The sequence below is a fragment of the Arenibacter hampyeongensis genome, from assembly GCF_002909255.1.
Lineage (GTDB): Bacteria > Bacteroidota > Bacteroidia > Flavobacteriales > Flavobacteriaceae > Arenibacter > Arenibacter hampyeongensis.
In genome coordinates this window covers 311,755-328,140 of the sequence record NZ_PIOB01000003.1, presented here as the reverse complement: position 1 = coordinate 328,140, position 16,386 = coordinate 311,755, and the positions used below count along the sequence as shown (strand labels likewise).

Below are 16,386 nucleotides of genomic sequence, written 5' to 3'. Positions count from 1 at the left end.
CAACTTTAGCTAATGAAAGAATACAAGTGTATAATATTCGATTGTGATGGGGTGCTGGTAGATAGTGAGGTACTAGGTAACCAAGTGTTTGTGGATATGGCTAATGAAAACGGTGCTGATATAGATATTTCCTACGCCATGCAGCATTTCAAAGGAGGCTTTCTAATGGACAGCATCAGACAGGTTGAGGCCATGATCCAAAAATCATTGCCATTGGATTTTGAAAGTGAATATCGGCGGAGGTCTTATCAAATCTTCTCAACCCAACTTAAATCGGTTGAGGGTATTGACAGGGTCTTGGAAAAATTGACTGTTCCTTTTTGTGTCGCTTCAAGTGGACCGCAGGAAAAAATTAAAAGGAATTTGAACACTGCAGGTCTATTGTCTTTTTTCAATGGCAATATCTTCAGTTGTTATGATATTGGAAAATGGAAACCAGATCCGGCCATCTATTTACATGCGTCAGCAACCATGGGATTTTTGCCAAATGAATGCCTTGTAATAGAGGATTCCTACAAGGGAGCAATGGCAGCAACCTCCGGTGGGTTTGATGTTTATGGGTATGCCCTGCACAATGAAGATCCCAATTTTGAAAAGCAAGTGACCAGAACGTTTCAACAAATGAGCGATTTGATATCCTTATTGAAATTGTAGTTAACTACATTTTATTTTTTAAATTCAGTTTTTAGCGGTTTGTTCCCAGAAATGAGACTTGCAATTATTTTTGTTTGCGGGAACTGTTCCAAAATAATCTTGATAAAAACAGTAATTGGTATTGCCATTATCAATCCAGGTACGCCCCAAATATATCCCCAAAGCATCAACATCACCAATACGGTAATAATATTTATGGAAAAGGATTTGCCCATAAATATCGGCTCCAATATTGACCCGAACAAAACCTGTACCCCGGTAATGGAAATCACAAAGAATAAGAGAGTACTTGTAGGTTCCAATTCTACAAAGGCGAAAAGAGCTAAAAGTATTACCGATATAATGGAACCGACCATTTGAACAAAGTTTATGGCAAAAGCAAACAATCCCCAGAAAATTGGAAAGCTCACGTCAAAAAATACACAGGCCAGCCCAAATCCGATTCCCGTAAAAAGACTGACCAAGAATTTGACCTTAATAAATTTAATAATATCTTTTTCGACCTTAACAAATGTTTTGACCGAGGTGTGTTTTTGCTTTAGAATGGTATTGTTCATTAATTTCTGGACGTTTATGGATTCTGCCAGCCAAAGCACTACAAAGAATACCGTCATTAAAATCATGGTAAGTGTATTGCCAATGAAATCCAATGTTGTCCCAAAGTTCTTCATCATACTTTCTTTGGGGATAATATTGTTAATGATGCTTTCTTCCTTGGAATAGGGTATGCCTAAATAATCCTCCATACCTATTAATAAGCCTTCCAATTTGGACTCTGCTTTTGCAAAAAAGGCGTTGTCCGCAGAAAGTATTTCTTTGCTAGTGAGTTGAATGAGTTCTCCACCTACTTTTAAGGCACCAATGAAAATTAGTAATACAATGAAAATACTTATTGGTTTGGATACATTCTTTTTATTGAGCCAGCGCATGATTGGTAGAAACAATAATGCAATGAACATAGAGAAAATAAGGGGAATAAAGATAAACGAAAGAAGTTTTAGTAAATAAAACACTAAGGGTACTACGATAATAAGGAGTAGCTTATTGGTGGTTCTTAAATCGTTCATATATAGTATAATAATTATTTTTTGCTATGATTGTTGGGAATGCAAATTTAGTGGAAAGAAGTTGTCTTTGGTAGTTAATAAAAATGTAAATATTGGCTATAAACCCATTTTTCATCAAAGGTTAACTTTATTGTGGATAAAATACTTATGTTAATCCAATTAAGATCTTAAAATTTCTAATTTTGTTGTTATGCAGGACACTTTGGAAAAGTATCTTCCTGAAAGGGCCATAGGTTTAAGTATGGAACTTATAAAGGAAAACGGCGTACACCTAAAGATTGTAAATCAGAGGGTTACCAGGCATGGGGATTATAGAAGGATGCCTAATGGATCTCATCAAATTACCGTAAACGCCACGCTGAACAGATATCGATTTTTAATTACATTGGTCCATGAAATAGCACATTTGGTTGCTTTTGAGAAATATGGCAGAAAAATAAAACCTCACGGATTGGAATGGAAAAGGACATTTCAATATTTAATGCTGCCCTTTCTAAGGCCGGAGGTCTTTCCAAACAATCTTTTGCCAATGTTGGCCAAGCATTTTAGAAACCCAAAAGCGAGCAGTGATACGGATGCAAAGTTATCTTTGGCCTTAAAACAATTTGATATTCAGGATAAGGAAAAATCTTATATTTTTGAATTACCGCACGGCAGTGTTTTTAGGATATATAATGGCAAACTATTTCAAAAGAAAAACAAAAGGGTAAAGCGGTACGAATGTATCGAAGTAGCTACTGGCAGGGTATATCTTTTTCAGCCCAATGCCGAGGTGGAATTAATAAGGGATTAGAGTAGAAGGCTATGAATAAAAATTATTATGCCGTATTAATGGCAGGTGGAGTGGGGTCCAGATTTTGGCCAATAAGCACAGCGGCTTATCCCAAGCAGTTCCATGATATGTTGGGGACAGGGGATACCTTGATACAGAAGACTTTTAAAAGATTGTCCAAGTTTATTCCAGTAGAAAATATTTTGATTTTGACCAATGAAAGATACAACGAATTGGTCATGGAGCAATTGCCGGATATACGACAAGAACAAGTAGTGCTTGAACCGGCTATGCGCAACACGGCTCCATGTATTCTTTATGCGGCCTTAAAAATTCATAAAATGAATCCCGATGCCTTAATGATTGTAGCTCCCAGCGATCATTGGATAGAGGATGAGGAAGCATTTGCCAAGGATGTCGTTGACTGTTTTGATAAGTGCGGGGAAGAAAATGTCCTTTGTACCTTGGGCATAAAGCCAACTTTTCCCAATACAGGTTTTGGGTATATAGAATTTGATAAGACAAATGATACTCCTTTGAAAAATGTGCGTCAATTTAGGGAAAAGCCAGATTATGAAACAGCCAAGGATTTTATAAAACAAGGGAATTTTTTGTGGAATGCCGGAATTTTTATGTGGAGTGTGAATACCATAATAAGTGCTTTTAAAAAATTTCAACCTGAACAATACACTTTATTCCAGAATGGAATGGATTATTACAATACTAACAAGGAAAGGGCATTTATCATTGAAAATTATCCAAAGGCAGATAATGTGTCCATAGATTATGCGATCTTGGAGCCCTCCAAAAATATTTTCGTCCTACCTGCTACTTTCGATTGGAACGACCTGGGTACCTGGGGTTCCCTTTACGATAAATTGGACAAGGACGCCAATAATAATGCTTTGGTAAACTGCCAAGTTTTGGCCGAAGATGCCCAAGGGAATATGATACGCTCCCCAAAAGGTAAAATAATAGTCATTGAAGGCCTAAAAGATTATATTGTAGTGGACAAGGAGGAAGTTTTATTGATATACCCCAAGTCAAAGGAACAGGATATAAAAAAAATACTTGCTAAGGTAAAGGATAAATTTGGGGAACATATAGCTTAGTTATGGAGGAAAATTTTAATAAGGATAATAACCAGTCAGGGGTCGAAGGTAACCGGGAAGACATTAGGAAGGATTTTAAAGGGCTATTGGGCAGCACGAAAAAATTTCTCAGTGATTTGCTCGATATTCGCCAAAATACTGATCAAGAGGCGACCAAAGAATCTATAATTGCGGATATTCCTTTTAAAGGGCATACATCGTGGATTTTAATTTGTTCCATTTTTATTGCCTCAGTTGGTCTTAATGCCAATTCCACGGCTGTAGTCATAGGGGCTATGTTAATTTCCCCTTTAATGGGTCCTATATTAGGCATGGGGCTTTCCTTGGCAATCAATGACATAGATACCCTAAGACGATCTTTAAAGAATTTTGCTGTAATGGTAGGGTTAAGTGTTATAACCGCTTTTTTATTCTTTTATTTATTCCCCTTGAGGGATGAGTCATCAGAACTATTGGCCCGTACGGAACCCGATATCAGGGATGTTCTCATTGCATTTTTTGGAGGCTTGGCATTGGTTATTGCCCGCGCAAAAAAAGGAACTATCGCCAGCGTTATTTTTGGTGTGGCCATTGCAACAGCTTTGATGCCACCTTTGTGTACGGTGGGATTTGGATTGGCCATTGGTAATTTTGGTTATGCTACCGGTGCCATGTATCTCTTTACCATAAATACTATTTTTATTGGGTTGGCCACTTTTTTGGTAATAAAATTATTGCGTTTTCCAATGGTGCGCTATGCCAATTCGCAGCGAAGAAGGTTCATAGCAAGAATGGCGTCCATTGTTGCAATTTTGGTAATGATTCCTGCTGGATTTACATTTTATGATGTGTTTCAAGAGTCCTTGTTTAAAAAAGAGGCCAATCAATTTGTATCGAACAATATCGCACCCTATAAATTGCCAGGGGAAGGTAGGTATCTCGAGAATTTAACGGACATTCAATATAATCACGGAAAGGATGGTTATATAGAATTGGTTTTTATGGGGAGCGAAGCTATACCGGATAATGTAATTGCCACTTGGAATACTCAAAAAAATACTTTTAGTAAGCTACAAAATGTAGAATTGAAGGTTGTACAAGGTTCTAAGAATTTAGAATTGGATCAGATGAAGTATGTTAATGAGTTGTATGAATCAAAAAAAGCGGAACTACTTAGTAAGGAACAACAAATTCAAGTTTTAAAGGAAGAGGTAGGCAAAATGAGTAAGATTGTTGAGCAACAGATTCCTTTTCAGGAAATAAGTGCAGAAGCCAAGGCCAATTACGAAAATTTAACCACTTTGGGTTTTTCCTATACCATTACAACAGATTTTAATAAGCTGGATACCATTCCTGTTTTTAATGTACAGTGGAAAAAGGGATTACCTGCCCAGCAAATAAAAACTGATTCACAAAAATTAACGGATTGGTTGCGATTAAGGCTAAAGAATTCGAAGATTCAAGTAAGGGAAGAACAAATTTAATTGCGCTCTTCAATATACATCTGACGAACCTTTTTAAATAATTCCGATGAATAAACAAAGTCGGTTACGGCTTCATTTTCAGTTTTAAAAATTTCCTTGTTACTGCCTTCCCATTCCTTAAGACCATTTTTAAGGAATATTATTTTCTCGCCGATTTCCATAACAGAATTCATGTCATGGGTATTGATTACAGTGGTAATATCGTATTCTTGAGTAATTTCATGGATAAGATTGTCTATCAATATAGCTGTTTTGGGATCTAGTCCCGAATTGGGTTCATCACAGAATAAATATTTTGGATTCATTACAATGGCCCTTGCAATGGCAACCCTTTTTTGCATACCCCCAGATATTTCCGACGGAAATTTATGGTGGGCATCAACTAGGTTAACCCTTTTGAGTACAAAATCTACCCGATCCTGCATTTCGGATTTGGATTGTTTGGTAAACATGCCTAAAGGGAACATGACATTGCCTTCGACCGTCATTGAATCGAAAAGTGCGCTTCCCTGAAAAACCATCCCCATTTCCTGTCTTAAATCTCTTTGTTCACTAGCGGATAGCTTGGCATAAATTTTCCCATCGTAACTAATTGTACCTTCGTCTGGCGTGAAAAGACCTAATAGGCATTTTAGAAAGACTGTTTTTCCCGATCCGCTTTGACCTATTATCAAATTGGTCTTGCCTTTTTCAAAGATGGAACTGATACCCTTTAAAATATGGGTGTCACCAAACGATTTATGTATATTGTCAACTTCTATCATTAGCCTAAAAGTAATTGCGTTAAAATGTAATTCACAATAATAATTACAACACTTGTCCAAACAAAGGCAGTAGTGCTCGCTTTACCAACTTCCAAGGCCCCACCTTTCATATAATATCCGTGAAAGGATGGTATGGTGGCAATAAGTAGTGCAAATACTATCGATTTAACAAAGGAATAGGTTACGTGGAAGGGAATAAAGTCTAATTGTAGGCCTTCCACAAAGTCGGCACTTGAACTGAAACCGCCAAAAACACCAGCGGTCCATCCTCCAAATATCCCAACATACATAGCTATTGCAATTACAAATGGATAAAACAGCATGGCTATTATTTTTGGAAATACCAGATAATTCAATGAATTTACCCCCATGATCTCCAAAGCATCGATCTGTTCCGTCACCCTCATGGTACCTATACTGGACGTTATATAGGATCCAACTTTTCCGGCCATAATAATGGAGGTAAAAGTAGGTGCGAACTCAAGTATAACAGATTGTCTGGTGGCAAATCCGATCAGATTTCGAGGTATCAATGGGTTGGTAATGTTCAATGCCGTTTGAATGGCGACTACGCCTCCAATAAAAAAAGAGATGAAAATAATAATGCCCATGGACCCATAGACCAATTCGTCAATCTCCTTTAGAATTAACGTTCTCATTACGGACCATTTGGTAGGTTTCTTAAAAACCTCCCTGATCATTATAAAATAGCTGCCGATAGATGCAAGGTAATTCATTCAATAAGTGATATTGCTTAGGAGTGTAAAAATAACAATATTAAGAATCATTTAACTTCCAATTAGAATTTAAAGGTTTTATTTATATATTTTTGCTTCTTAAAAAAAATGAAAAATGCAAAATAATCGTGTGCTTCTATTGTTTTTAGTGCTTTTAATAGGGTTTGGTTCTGTGACTGTTAATGCTCAGCGCAAATCTAAAAAAGATAAGGTTGAGTCTATTAAGAATACTGGTGTTATTGCCAATCCAAATATTGCCACAACACCAAAATTAGTGGTTGGGATTGTAGTAGATCAGATGCGTTACGATTATTTGACCCGGTTTTGGGATCAATATGGAGAAGGTGGATTTAAGCGAATGGTAAATGATGGTTTCAACTGCAAAAACAATCATTTTAATTATGCGCCAACAGTGACCGGTGCCGGACATGCCTCGGTTTATACCGGTGCAACCCCATCTGTACATGGTATAATAGCTAATGATTGGTATGATAAATATGCAGATGAAAGTGTTTATTGTGCAGGAGATACCAATTATAGTTCCGTTGGAACATCTTCCGATGCCGGAAAGATGTCCCCGCATAGAATGCAAACGACGACCATTACAGACCAAGTAAGGTTACATACCCAAATGCGTGGTAAAGTAATTGCTGTGGCTATTAAGGATAGGGGAGCAGTTCTGCCTGGAGGCCATACGGCCAACGCCGCGTATTGGTTTGATGGTGGGGATGCAGGTAACTGGATTACCAGTTCCTATTATATGAACGACTTGCCAATATGGGTGAGTGAATTTAATTCACAAAAAAGTGTAGATCAATACAAAAAGTCTTGGGCCACTTTGAAAGATATAAATACCTATAAGGAAAGTGGTTCTGACAATAATGATTACGAAGGTCTTTTTGAAGGGCAGTCTACTCCAACCTTCCCCCACGATTTAGTTGGCTTGTGGGATACCAATGGAAAGTATAGTATCCTAAAAAGTACTCCTTACGGCAATAGCCTAACGGCGGATTTTGCTTTGGAGGCGGTGGAAAAGGAGATGCTTGGTGCTGATAGTTTTACAGACTTCTTGGCCATTAGTTTCTCCAGTACGGATTATGTTGGGCATAAATGGGGGGTAAATTCGAAAGAGGTTGAGGATACTTATTTGCGTTTGGACCTGGATTTAAAACGTATTTTTGATACCTTGGATAAAAAAGTGGGAGCAGGGGAGTATACCGTTTTTCTAACTGCAGATCATGCGGCTATTAACGTTCCGGCTTATTTAAGAGACCAAAAACTACCTGCGGCAGCCTTGGAGTCCGATAATTTTAATAAGAGACTATCCGACTATATGAAGTATACCTTTGGAACTACAGATATTTTGAAGAATACATCGAACAATCAATTGTTTCTGGATTATAAGGTTGTTAAAGGTTTGGATCTGGAGATGGCTGAGGTTGAAGAAGCTATAGCCCGTGAAATTATACAATACGATGGCGTATATAAAGTATTTACCGCCAATCAAATGTGGCTAAATCAGTATAGCAGTGGTATACCCTACATAGTTCAAAATGGATACAATCAAAAACGTTCCGGGGAGGTATTGTTTGTCTTTGATCCAGGAAGTGGAAAATACGGAGGTACAGGGTCAACACATGGTTCTCCTTGGAATTATGATACTCATTCGCCCTTACTGTTTTACGGGAAAGGGATTAAAAAGGGGAGTACTGTAAGTAGAACCGAAATTCCTGATATCGCTCCAACGATTGCTGCATTGTTAGGGATGAATGCTCCTTCAGGGACAACGGGAGAACCTATTGGGGAGGTGATTAAGTAATAGCAATAATTTTATAAAAGTAAAAAAGCCAAACTTTTCAACTAATTGAAAAGTTTGGCTTTTATTTTTTTCCATCGAAACTCACGAATAAACTTACCCTCCAATGGGCTTACCAAAAATTCCGCATTTTCTTTCCTTGCTAAAAAGTAGCCTTGAATATTATCCCAAAATGCCTTTGGTTTTTTTTGCTTTAAGGCCATTTTTAGGGAGGCGATCAGGGTAATACGGAAACCGTATCGCATGGTGTACATTGCCTTTCCTTGTAGCAATTTGGATTTTTTGTTATATGCATTTCCCAGAGGTCGTAAATGTTTGGCATGTAAAGAGGTGTCGGTGTAAATATTATAGCCGTTATACTGGGCCAACAGCTCGTCTACAGTATCCCATCCCATAGCGGTTTTAAGTCCCCCAATGGTCTTAAAGCAACTTTTTCTATAGGCTTTAAATGCACCGCGGACATGATTTTTGTCCATGGGATGATTTAATTTCCATTCCCCATTTTTGTTCTGTTCAAAGGCAAATCCACCTGCTATGCCAATTTTTGGATCGTTGGAAAATATCTGGGCCATTCTTTCAAAATAGGTATCCGGAAGAATGATGTCTGCATCCAATTTCACCAAAAAATCATAATCCTCATCCAGTAGTTCCAGCCCCTTGTTAAAAGCGTTTATGACCTTACTGCCGGGCATATGGGCAGTTGAAGATTTGGAGTTGACCTTCGTTACAAAGTCATATTCCGAGGCAAAACGATCTATTATGTGCTCTGTTTGGTCGGTTGAATTATCGTTTACTACTACTACTTTTTTTGCAGGCATGGTTTGTTTTACCACTGATAGCAGTGTATCCTTTAGGAATTGCTCTTCGTTATGTGCAGGGATAATGATATAGTAATTCACCTATAAAATTGTATTTGTTTTCCAGTAGTCCAAGATGTTAATTGTCAGTATTCCAAAGTATGGGAAGCTTGGTTTTATTTGGCGCTAGGACTTCTCAAGTTTTACCCATTGCCTAATTTTTTTCTAGCCCATATTAGCGAATGGAAATTGTTTTAGGACTTATTTTTCGTTCCGCATAAACAATGTAATATCTTGGGGTAAAACTCCTTAGCAGGGGTCTAATGCCTATTTTATTTATGGGATTGGTCCATTTTGCCCGATCCTTTATTTCCCAACCCGCCTTTTCAAGTAACCAGTCAAATTGCCAGTCCTCAAATTCGTGGTAGTGTCTGTCCCAAGGGTCCGTCTTACTCCTATATGCCGGTGAAAACCATAAATTTAAAGGGATGCTGGCAACCAGTTTATCCGATTTTATTACGCTAAGAATATTCAATGGAGCCAATAAATGTTCAAATATTTCGAAGGCAGTGGTCACTTCGGCTTTCGTTGTTTGGGCAGAAGTAAGATCTAGGTCCAAATCTTCTCCTTGTGTATTTTCAACGGTGTATCCATTTTCTTTCATAATCTTGGAAAAGGGATTATCGACTCCGAGATCCAAAATAGATTGGTCCGTAGATATATGTTTTTGAAGGAAGGCGAGTGTATGTTTAAAACGTTTGTTCGGGAATGTTCTTTCGTACATCAGTGGTAATCTGGTTTGTTGTTTTAATGTTCGTGCAGTGGTTTAAGAATTAATAACCCTATAACCAGAAACAAAGATATATGAATAGGCGTTTATTGGTATATAGATTAAACCCTATAGACTATGGCGTTAATATTCATGCCTGCACCAACACTGGCAAATATAACAACATCTCCCTTTTTTATCGATTGATTTTCCATTTTTCCATTTTTTACCATATCGTACAAGGTGGGTATGGTTGCTACGGAGCTATTTCCTAGCTTTTCGATACTCATTGGCATTATGCCATCGGGCATTTCCATATCGTAAAGTTTGTAAAAACGTTTTACTATGGCTTCATCCATTTTTTCATTGGCTTGGTGAATGAATATTTTTTTGAGTTCGGTGATGGGCACTCCACTTTTATCCAAACTGTCCTTCATCGCCTGTGGAACATGGGTCACGGCGAATTCATATATTTTGCGACCGTACATTTTTATGTAACGCTTATCTTCTTTGGATGCTTTGGAATATGACTCTCCAAAGAATAGGAAGAAGGCTTCCTCATTGGCATAGGTTGCACTATTGTGCGACAATATTTGCCCTGTATCATCTTTGGCTTCCAAAATAGTTGCGCCAGCACCATCGGAATAGATCATGGAGTCCCGATCATGTCTGTCCACAACCCTGGATAAGGTTTCTGCCCCAATGACAAGGCATTTTTTGGCAATACCACTTTTAATAAATGCATTGGCCTGGATCAACCCTTCAATCCAGCCCGGACACCCAAATAGGAGGTCATATGCAACGCATTTCGGATTTTGGATTTGCAATTGATGTTTCACCCTTGTGGCTAAACTGGGCAAGGTATCTCCCTGTGTTTTACCATCTGATACATCACCAAAATTATGGGCAAAAATTATATAGTCCAGTTCTTCTTTGTTGATTTTGGCATCAGCGATGGCCTTTTCTGCCGCGAAAAATGCCAATTGGGAAGTATTTAAATTATTCTCCGCATATCGCCTTTCGCTAATCCCTGTAATACCCTTGAATTTTTGAATTATTACTTCATTTTGATGCGCAAAGGGGCTGCCATCTTCATTTAAAAAATCATGATTCTTAAAATCTGAGTTCTTTGTTACAATGGATGGTAGGTAAGAGCCAGTGCCAGTAATTCCAATGTTCATAGTAAAATGTGAGTTTAATTATATAAATATAAATCATTTGGCCCGGGGTAATGCCTATGCATAATATTTGATATGATGTCCAAGATTATTCCTCTTTTGTATTTAACATAAAAAAAGCCTTTCAAAATTAATAGAAAGGCTTTAAAGGGCTTGTCTTTATTGGGATTTCTATGCTTCTGCGTAGGCCTCGATAGGTGCACAGGTACATATTAAATTACGGTCTCCATATGTGTCGTCAACCCTCCGTACACTAGGCCAAAACTTGTTTTCCATAATATAAGGCAATGGAAAGGCCGCTTGTTGTCTACTGTAAGGAAAATCCCAATCATCGCTGGTTATCATTTCCAAGGTATGGGGAGAATTTTTGAGGGCATTGTTGCTGTCCTCAATGGACGCGGCATCTATTTCCTCCCGTATAGATAACATGGCGCTGCAGAAACGATCTAATTCTGCCAAGCTTTCGCTCTCAGTGGGTTCGATCATAAGTGTTCCTGCAACCGGGAAAGATACGGTAGGTGCATGAAAACCATAATCCATTAGTCTTTTTGCAATATCGGTAACTTCAATACCATTTTCTTTAAAGGGCCTACAATCTATAATCATCTCATGAGCCGCCCTTCCTCGTTCCCCAGTATACAGAACGTCGAATTTACCACTTAGTTTGTTTTTAATGTAGTTGGCATTAAGGATTGCCATTTTTGTAGACTGGCTCAGTCCGTATTCCCCCAACATTTTAATGTATCCATAGGAAATAAGACATACCAATGAACTTCCCCAAGGCGCTGCCGATATAGCTGAAATTGCTTTGTCTCCGCCTGTTTTGATAACTGGGTTCCCAGGTAAAAATGGCACCAATTGTTTCGCTACACAAATAGGTCCAACTCCAGGCCCGCCACCCCCATGAGGAATGGCGAATGTTTTATGTAGGTTTAAGTGGCATACATCGGCACCAATAGTGGCCGGGTTGGTCAACCCCACCTGTGCGTTCATATTTGCACCGTCCATATAGACCTGCCCGCCGTTATCATGGATCAATTTCGTTATTTCCTTAATGGAGGATTCAAATACTCCGTGGGTAGAAGGATATGTTACCATTAAAGCGGAAAGATTGTCCTTGTGTAAAGCAGCCTTTTCCCCTAAATCGGTTACATCTATGTTGCCATTTTCATCTGTTTTGGTGACCACGACCTTCATTCCGGCCATGACGGCCGAGGCGGGATTGGTACCATGTGCGGAAGCAGGTATAAGGCATATATTTCTATGGCCTTCCCCTCGGGATTCATGATAAGCCCTAATCACCATAAGTCCGGCGAATTCTCCCTGTGCCCCGGAATTTGGTTGTAAGGAAGTTCCGGCAAATCCGGTGATGGTATTAAGATCATTTTCCAATTCCTTCAAAATAATTTGATAGCCCTCCGCTTGTTCAATAGGTACAAAAGGATGAATATTCCCCCAGCGTGCAAGGCTCAATGGGAGCATTTCAGAGGCCGCGTTCAATTTCATGGTACAAGACCCTAAGGAAATCATGGAATGGTTCAATGCCAAATCTTTTCTTTCCAATTTTTTTATGTATCGCATCAATTCGGTTTCCGAATGAAAGGAGTTGAATACGCTGTTCTCCAAAAACTTGGTTGTACGGTTTAATTTGCCTTCTATGGACGAATGGGGCAAAAGACCCTTTATGGTAACGGAAGCTTTTCCAATTGCTTCAGCGAAAATATTTACAATCTGTTGAAGATCTTTTAGGGAGGTAGCTTCGTTTAAGGCTATGGCAATGGTGTCCGCATCAACATAAAGGAAATTAACCTCATATTTTTCGGCAACGGGCCTTACTTTCGAAGAATCCGCTTTTATGCTAACGGTGTCGAAATAAGAAGTATTGGTCTGGAATAGTCCCAACTTTTCAAGACTTTCGACTAAGGTCTTAGCGGAGGAATGAACTTTATTTGCAATGTATTGTAGTCCTTTAGGGCCGTGGTACACTGCGTACATTCCTGCCATTACAGCCAATAGCACTTGAGCCGTACATATATTGGATGTGGCCTTGTCCCTTTTAATGTGCTGCTCCCTGGTCTGCAACGCCATCCTTAAGGCAGGCTTGCCATCAGTGTCCTTGGTGACTCCGATAATTCTTCCCGGGATACTTCTTTTGTATTCTTCCCTTGTTGCAAAAAAGGCTGCATGTGGTCCTCCGTAACCTAATGGAATCCCAAAACGTTGGGTGGTTCCTACCACCACGTCGGCACCAAATTCGCCCGGAGGGGTTAGAATTGCCAAACTCAAAATATCGGCTGCCACGGCAACTTTAATATTTTTTTCTGCAGCTTTGGCCACGAATGCGGCATAATCATATACCTGACCGTATTTTCCGGGGTATTGAAGTAGTGCCCCAAAATAATCATCACTAAATTCAAAGTTCTGGTGATTGCCCACTATTAGGTCAATTTCCAGTGGTGCTGACCTAGTTTGTAATAAGGATAATGTTTGAGGTAATATTTCTTCTGAAACGAAAAATTTTAAAACGTTATTTTTCTTTTGATCTCTACTACGGACATCAAAAAGCATGGCCATTGCCTCGGCAGCCGCAGTGCTCTCATCCAATAGGGATGCGTTGGCCAATTCCATTCCAGTTAGCTCCGCAATTACGGTCTGGAAATTTAATAAGGCTTCCAATCTGCCTTGGGCAATTTCGGCTTGGTAGGGCGTATAGGCAGTGTACCATCCGGCATTTTCCAAAATATTTCTTTTTATCACAGAGGGCGTAATACTTTCGTGATATCCCAAGCCGATATAGGATTTAAAAACTTTATTTTTCTCGGATAAATTTTGAATATGGGACAAGTACTCGTGCTCGTTCAAAGGAGCATCCAAGACCAAAGGCTTTGCCAGTCGTATATCGTCTGGAATAGTTTCGGTAATCAATTGGTCCAGGGAGTTTACATTGATAGTTTTCAGCATTTGTGGAAGGTCTTCTTCTCTAATGCCGATATGGCGTAAGGCAAATACGTCTGTCCTCATAATTCAAGCTAATTTAATCTAGAATAAATGTGAGCAAAAATACTCATTATTTATGTTTATTTTGCAGCTTTGACCTCCAACTCGTTCAAAGTTTTTAACTAAAACAAGAGGTTATAAACACTTTGGTTATTTTTAAATTATGAACTGGCTTAAATACATATTTCATTTTTATTTGGATGCCAGTATTCATGTAGCAATATCGGTTTTTGCCTGTATTGAAATTACTTGTATTTTTTTTGGATTGCCTAGAGACAATCATATCTCGTATTTGGCCTTTTTTGGAACAATAGCGTGTTACAATTTTGTGAAATACGGAGTAGAGGCCAAAAAGTATTTGCTAGCGGCAAACAGCTATCACAAGAATATTCAAGTGTTCAGTTTTATGGCGGGAGGCTTCGCCCTATACCATGCTTATTTTGTGTCTTTTGATGCCTGGATAGGAATCGTCGTGTTGTCCGTTTTAACTAGTCTGTATGCCATTCCTTTATTGCCAAACACAAAAAATCTTAGAAATTTAGGGGGGCTCAAAATTTTTGTGGTCGCGTTGGTTTGGGCAGGAACAACGGTTGTGTTACCCATCATTGCAGCAAATAAGACGATGAATTGGGATGTTGGTGTGGAGGGAGTGCAACGTTTTTTAATGGTCTTGATCCTGATGGTGCCCTTTGAAATAAGGGATATGGAATACGATGACCCAGAACTTAAGACCTTGCCTCAAAGATTTGGTTTTGTAAACACAAAATTATATGGTGCCTTGGGTGCGGTGGTTTTATTCTTTTTAACCTTAATGAAGGATCACTTAACCTATCTGGATGTTATAGGTAAAGGAGTGCTGTTTTTGCTTTTGGGAATATTTATCTTCCTTACCAAAAGAAGGCAGACAAAATATTTTTCCTCATTTTGGGTAGAGGCAATTCCAATTTTTTGGTGGATCTGTATATTGGTATTGGATGTTTTTTTAGGCCCTTAATTTTAAATTCTCCTTCATCTTTTCTTTCTCCTCAATAGGTAGTGTCCTAAGGTTGGCTTCTGAACAGAGGGTGGTTAGTTTTGTATTCTTTTTGGAAAAAGTTTTACAGGTTTTGCAAAACAACACATGAACTCTGATCTTGATTTTTTCCACAAAAGTGGCTTCCTTGTACTGAACTTTCGTGCAAATTATTTCAACATCCTTACAGGTCTTCATATTTTAAACCAATTGTTATTTAGGCAATCCATAAGAACAGTTCTTGCTCTATGGATTATAACCCAAAGATTAGACGGATTAATTTCTAGCTCCTTACATACCTCTTCCGTACTGAGTCCGTTTATTGTTTTTAGCGTAAAGGCCAATGCGTGTTTTTTTGGAAGTTTGCTGATACAGTCCTGAATGGCCATGCCTAACTCTTCGTTTTCTATTTGGCTATTTTCCAATATGCTCATTGGGTCCGCAACTTGCTCTTCCAAGAAGTTGCTATCAGTTTCACTATACTGGTTCTGTGTGATGCGGATCATAGATTTCGCTTTTTTGGAATTTATTTTGCGATAATGATCGATCACCTTTCTTTTTAAAATAGAGATCAGCCAAGTGCGTTCAGCAGCCTCTCCTTTAAAATTTTTGGCAGATTTTAAACCCGCAAAAAAGGTCTCCTGTACCAAGTCTTTGGCTGTTTCCGCATCGTTTACCCTGCTTACCGCATAGTTAAATAGGTAATCGGAATAACTATCGACCCATGTGTCCGGATTTAATTCTTGTTTTGTCATACCTGTTTGTCGATTCAAAAATAAGTGATTTTTCTCAAGTAGAATTCTTATTTTTGAATAAGTAAATTAGATATGAAAGCAATATTACTTTTTTTAGTTGTAATAGTACTGCAAACTGGCTGTTCACAGGAAAATGTGAGCAAAATGCCCATAACCGAATTTAAGCAGGAATTACTTGATAATGCCATTTTGGTGGATGTGCGGACCCCTGAGGAATTTGGAGTTGGGCATTTGGAGAATGCCAAAAATATAAATTGGTACGATTCAAATTTTACGGAAAGCTTTAGCGCAGTGGATAAGGATAAGACAATATATGTGTATTGTAAGATGGGTGGAAGGAGTGCAAAGGCACAGGAAAAGCTAAAATCTTTAGGTTATAGCCGTGTGGTGAATTTGGAAGGTGGGTATGATGCGGTTAAGAATAAAAAGTGAGTTAGGGTTCTCAGCTTTGTTTATAATTTCATGGACTACCCGGACATCTTAACTGTAGGAT

At 38.6% G+C, this 16,386-nt stretch carries 16 protein-coding genes; 7 read left to right on the top strand and 9 right to left on the bottom strand.

What is annotated here, in order from left to right:
- Positions 1-12 precede the first annotated feature (12 nt).
- Positions 13-654 (top strand): HAD family hydrolase, encoded by a 642-nt coding sequence (locus CWD91_RS09785; protein ID WP_103440802.1) that lies wholly within the window; start codon positions 13-15, stop codon positions 652-654.
- 11 nt (positions 655-665) lie between these two features.
- Here the strand turns inward: CWD91_RS09785 and CWD91_RS09780 are convergent, their stop codons facing one another.
- Positions 666-1,721 carry an AI-2E family transporter gene (locus CWD91_RS09780; RefSeq protein WP_103440801.1) on the bottom strand — a complete coding sequence of 352 codons (1,056 nt, stop codon included), beginning with the start codon at positions 1,719-1,721 and terminating at the stop codon, positions 666-668.
- Between the two features lie 190 nt (positions 1,722-1,911).
- On the opposite strand from CWD91_RS09780, the gene CWD91_RS09775 reads away from it, so the two are divergent.
- The 3 genes from CWD91_RS09775 to CWD91_RS09765 are packed head-to-tail and all read left to right on the top strand — an operon-like array spanning position 1,912 to position 5,068.
- Positions 1,912-2,514, top strand: a complete 603-nt coding sequence (locus CWD91_RS09775; RefSeq protein WP_103440800.1) for a SprT-like domain-containing protein — start codon at positions 1,912-1,914, stop codon at positions 2,512-2,514.
- Between the two features lie 11 nt (positions 2,515-2,525).
- Positions 2,526-3,605 carry a mannose-1-phosphate guanylyltransferase gene (locus CWD91_RS09770; protein WP_103440799.1) on the top strand — a complete coding sequence of 360 codons (1,080 nt, stop codon included), beginning with the start codon at positions 2,526-2,528 and terminating at the stop codon, positions 3,603-3,605.
- Positions 3,606-3,607: 2 nt separating this feature from the next.
- Entirely contained in the window at positions 3,608-5,068 is a 1,461-nt protein-coding gene (locus CWD91_RS09765; protein ID WP_103440798.1) for a DUF389 domain-containing protein, read from the top strand.
- Here the strand turns inward: CWD91_RS09765 and CWD91_RS09760 are convergent.
- Together CWD91_RS09760 and CWD91_RS09755 are read right to left on the bottom strand one after the other, a co-directional pair.
- On the bottom strand, positions 5,065-5,832 hold the full coding sequence (locus tag CWD91_RS09760) for an ABC transporter ATP-binding protein (protein WP_103440797.1): 768 nt from the start codon (positions 5,830-5,832) through the stop codon (positions 5,065-5,067). The two genes, CWD91_RS09765 and CWD91_RS09760, sit on opposite strands and share 4 nt — an antisense overlap.
- Positions 5,832-6,569, bottom strand: coding sequence for an MlaE family ABC transporter permease (locus CWD91_RS09755; RefSeq protein WP_103440796.1), 738 nt, complete (start codon positions 6,567-6,569; stop codon positions 5,832-5,834). The genes CWD91_RS09760 and CWD91_RS09755 overlap by 1 nt, the downstream gene beginning before the upstream one ends.
- 115 nt (positions 6,570-6,684) lie before the next feature.
- Between CWD91_RS09755 and pafA the strand changes: the two genes are divergently transcribed.
- The gene (gene pafA, locus CWD91_RS09750) at positions 6,685-8,388 is read left to right on the top strand and encodes an alkaline phosphatase PafA (protein WP_103440795.1); all 1,704 of its coding nucleotides are present in this window, start codon (positions 6,685-6,687) and stop codon (positions 8,386-8,388) included.
- Positions 8,389-8,429: 41 nt separating this feature from the next.
- Here pafA and CWD91_RS09745 read toward each other — a convergent pair whose 3' ends face one another.
- The 4 genes from CWD91_RS09745 to gcvP all read right to left on the bottom strand — a co-directional run bounded on the left by CWD91_RS09745 (position 8,430) and on the right by gcvP (position 14,150).
- A complete protein-coding gene (locus CWD91_RS09745; protein ID WP_103440794.1) occupies positions 8,430-9,284 on the bottom strand; it encodes a glycosyltransferase in 855 nt (284 codons plus the stop codon).
- A 133-nt stretch (positions 9,285-9,417) separates the two neighbouring features.
- On the bottom strand, positions 9,418-9,966 hold the full coding sequence (locus CWD91_RS09740) for a methyltransferase (protein WP_103440793.1): 549 nt from the start codon (positions 9,964-9,966) through the stop codon (positions 9,418-9,420).
- Positions 9,967-10,073: 107 nt separating this feature from the next.
- Positions 10,074-11,132: a 3-oxoacyl-ACP synthase III family protein gene (locus CWD91_RS09735; protein ID WP_103440792.1), complete on the bottom strand. Its 1,059-nt coding sequence runs from the start codon at positions 11,130-11,132 to the stop codon at positions 10,074-10,076.
- A 168-nt stretch (positions 11,133-11,300) separates the two neighbouring features.
- A complete protein-coding gene (gene gcvP / locus CWD91_RS09730) occupies positions 11,301-14,150 on the bottom strand; it encodes an aminomethyl-transferring glycine dehydrogenase (RefSeq protein ID WP_103440791.1) in 2,850 nt (949 codons plus the stop codon).
- Between the two features lie 139 nt (positions 14,151-14,289).
- Here gcvP and CWD91_RS09725 point away from each other — a divergent pair, with 139 nt between their 5' ends.
- Entirely contained in the window at positions 14,290-15,120 is an 831-nt protein-coding gene (locus CWD91_RS09725) for a UbiA prenyltransferase family protein (RefSeq protein WP_103440790.1), read from the top strand.
- Here the strand turns inward: CWD91_RS09725 and CWD91_RS09720 are convergent.
- Positions 15,109-15,336 (bottom strand): hypothetical protein, encoded by a 228-nt coding sequence (locus CWD91_RS09720; protein ID WP_103440789.1) that lies wholly within the window; start codon positions 15,334-15,336, stop codon positions 15,109-15,111. The genes CWD91_RS09725 and CWD91_RS09720 overlap by 12 nt on opposite strands.
- Positions 15,333-15,893, bottom strand: a complete 561-nt coding sequence (locus CWD91_RS09715) for an RNA polymerase sigma factor (protein WP_103440788.1) — start codon at positions 15,891-15,893, stop codon at positions 15,333-15,335. Before CWD91_RS09715 ends, CWD91_RS09720 begins: the two co-directional genes overlap by 4 nt.
- 72 nt (positions 15,894-15,965) lie before the next feature.
- Between CWD91_RS09715 and CWD91_RS09710 the strand changes: the two genes are divergently transcribed.
- Positions 15,966-16,325, top strand: coding sequence for a rhodanese-like domain-containing protein (locus CWD91_RS09710; RefSeq protein ID WP_103440787.1), 360 nt, complete (start codon positions 15,966-15,968; stop codon positions 16,323-16,325).
- The last annotated feature ends 61 nt before the right edge of the window (positions 16,326-16,386 follow it).

What these genes read in the sequence shown, in the direction of transcription:
- pafA (WP_103440795.1), top strand. Translation starts at nt 6,685, where the DNA reads ATGCAAAATAATCGTGTGCTTCTATTGTTTTTAGTGCTTTTAATAGGG.
- CWD91_RS09770 (WP_103440799.1), top strand. Translation starts at nt 2,526, where the DNA reads ATGAATAAAAATTATTATGCCGTATTAATGGCAGGTGGAGTGGGGTCC.
- CWD91_RS09735 (WP_103440792.1), bottom strand. Translation starts at nt 11,132, where the DNA reads ATGAACATTGGAATTACTGGCACTGGCTCTTACCTACCATCCATTGTA.
- CWD91_RS09720 (WP_103440789.1), bottom strand. Translation starts at nt 15,336, where the DNA reads ATGAAGACCTGTAAGGATGTTGAAATAATTTGCACGAAAGTTCAGTAC.
- CWD91_RS09755 (WP_103440796.1), bottom strand. Translation starts at nt 6,569, where the DNA reads ATGAATTACCTTGCATCTATCGGCAGCTATTTTATAATGATCAGGGAG.
- CWD91_RS09710 (WP_103440787.1), top strand. Translation starts at nt 15,966, where the DNA reads ATGAAAGCAATATTACTTTTTTTAGTTGTAATAGTACTGCAAACTGGC.
- CWD91_RS09715 (WP_103440788.1), bottom strand. Translation starts at nt 15,893, where the DNA reads ATGACAAAACAAGAATTAAATCCGGACACATGGGTCGATAGTTATTCC.
- CWD91_RS09760 (WP_103440797.1), bottom strand. Translation starts at nt 5,832, where the DNA reads ATGATAGAAGTTGACAATATACATAAATCGTTTGGTGACACCCATATT.
- CWD91_RS09780 (WP_103440801.1), bottom strand. Translation starts at nt 1,721, where the DNA reads ATGAACGATTTAAGAACCACCAATAAGCTACTCCTTATTATCGTAGTA.
- CWD91_RS09785 (WP_103440802.1), top strand. Translation starts at nt 13, where the DNA reads ATGAAAGAATACAAGTGTATAATATTCGATTGTGATGGGGTGCTGGTA.
- CWD91_RS09775 (WP_103440800.1), top strand. Translation starts at nt 1,912, where the DNA reads ATGCAGGACACTTTGGAAAAGTATCTTCCTGAAAGGGCCATAGGTTTA.
- CWD91_RS09740 (WP_103440793.1), bottom strand. Translation starts at nt 9,966, where the DNA reads ATGTACGAAAGAACATTCCCGAACAAACGTTTTAAACATACACTCGCC.
- CWD91_RS09765 (WP_103440798.1), top strand. Translation starts at nt 3,608, where the DNA reads ATGGAGGAAAATTTTAATAAGGATAATAACCAGTCAGGGGTCGAAGGT.
- CWD91_RS09725 (WP_103440790.1), top strand. Translation starts at nt 14,290, where the DNA reads ATGAACTGGCTTAAATACATATTTCATTTTTATTTGGATGCCAGTATT.
- gcvP (WP_103440791.1), bottom strand. Translation starts at nt 14,150, where the DNA reads ATGAGGACAGACGTATTTGCCTTACGCCATATCGGCATTAGAGAAGAA.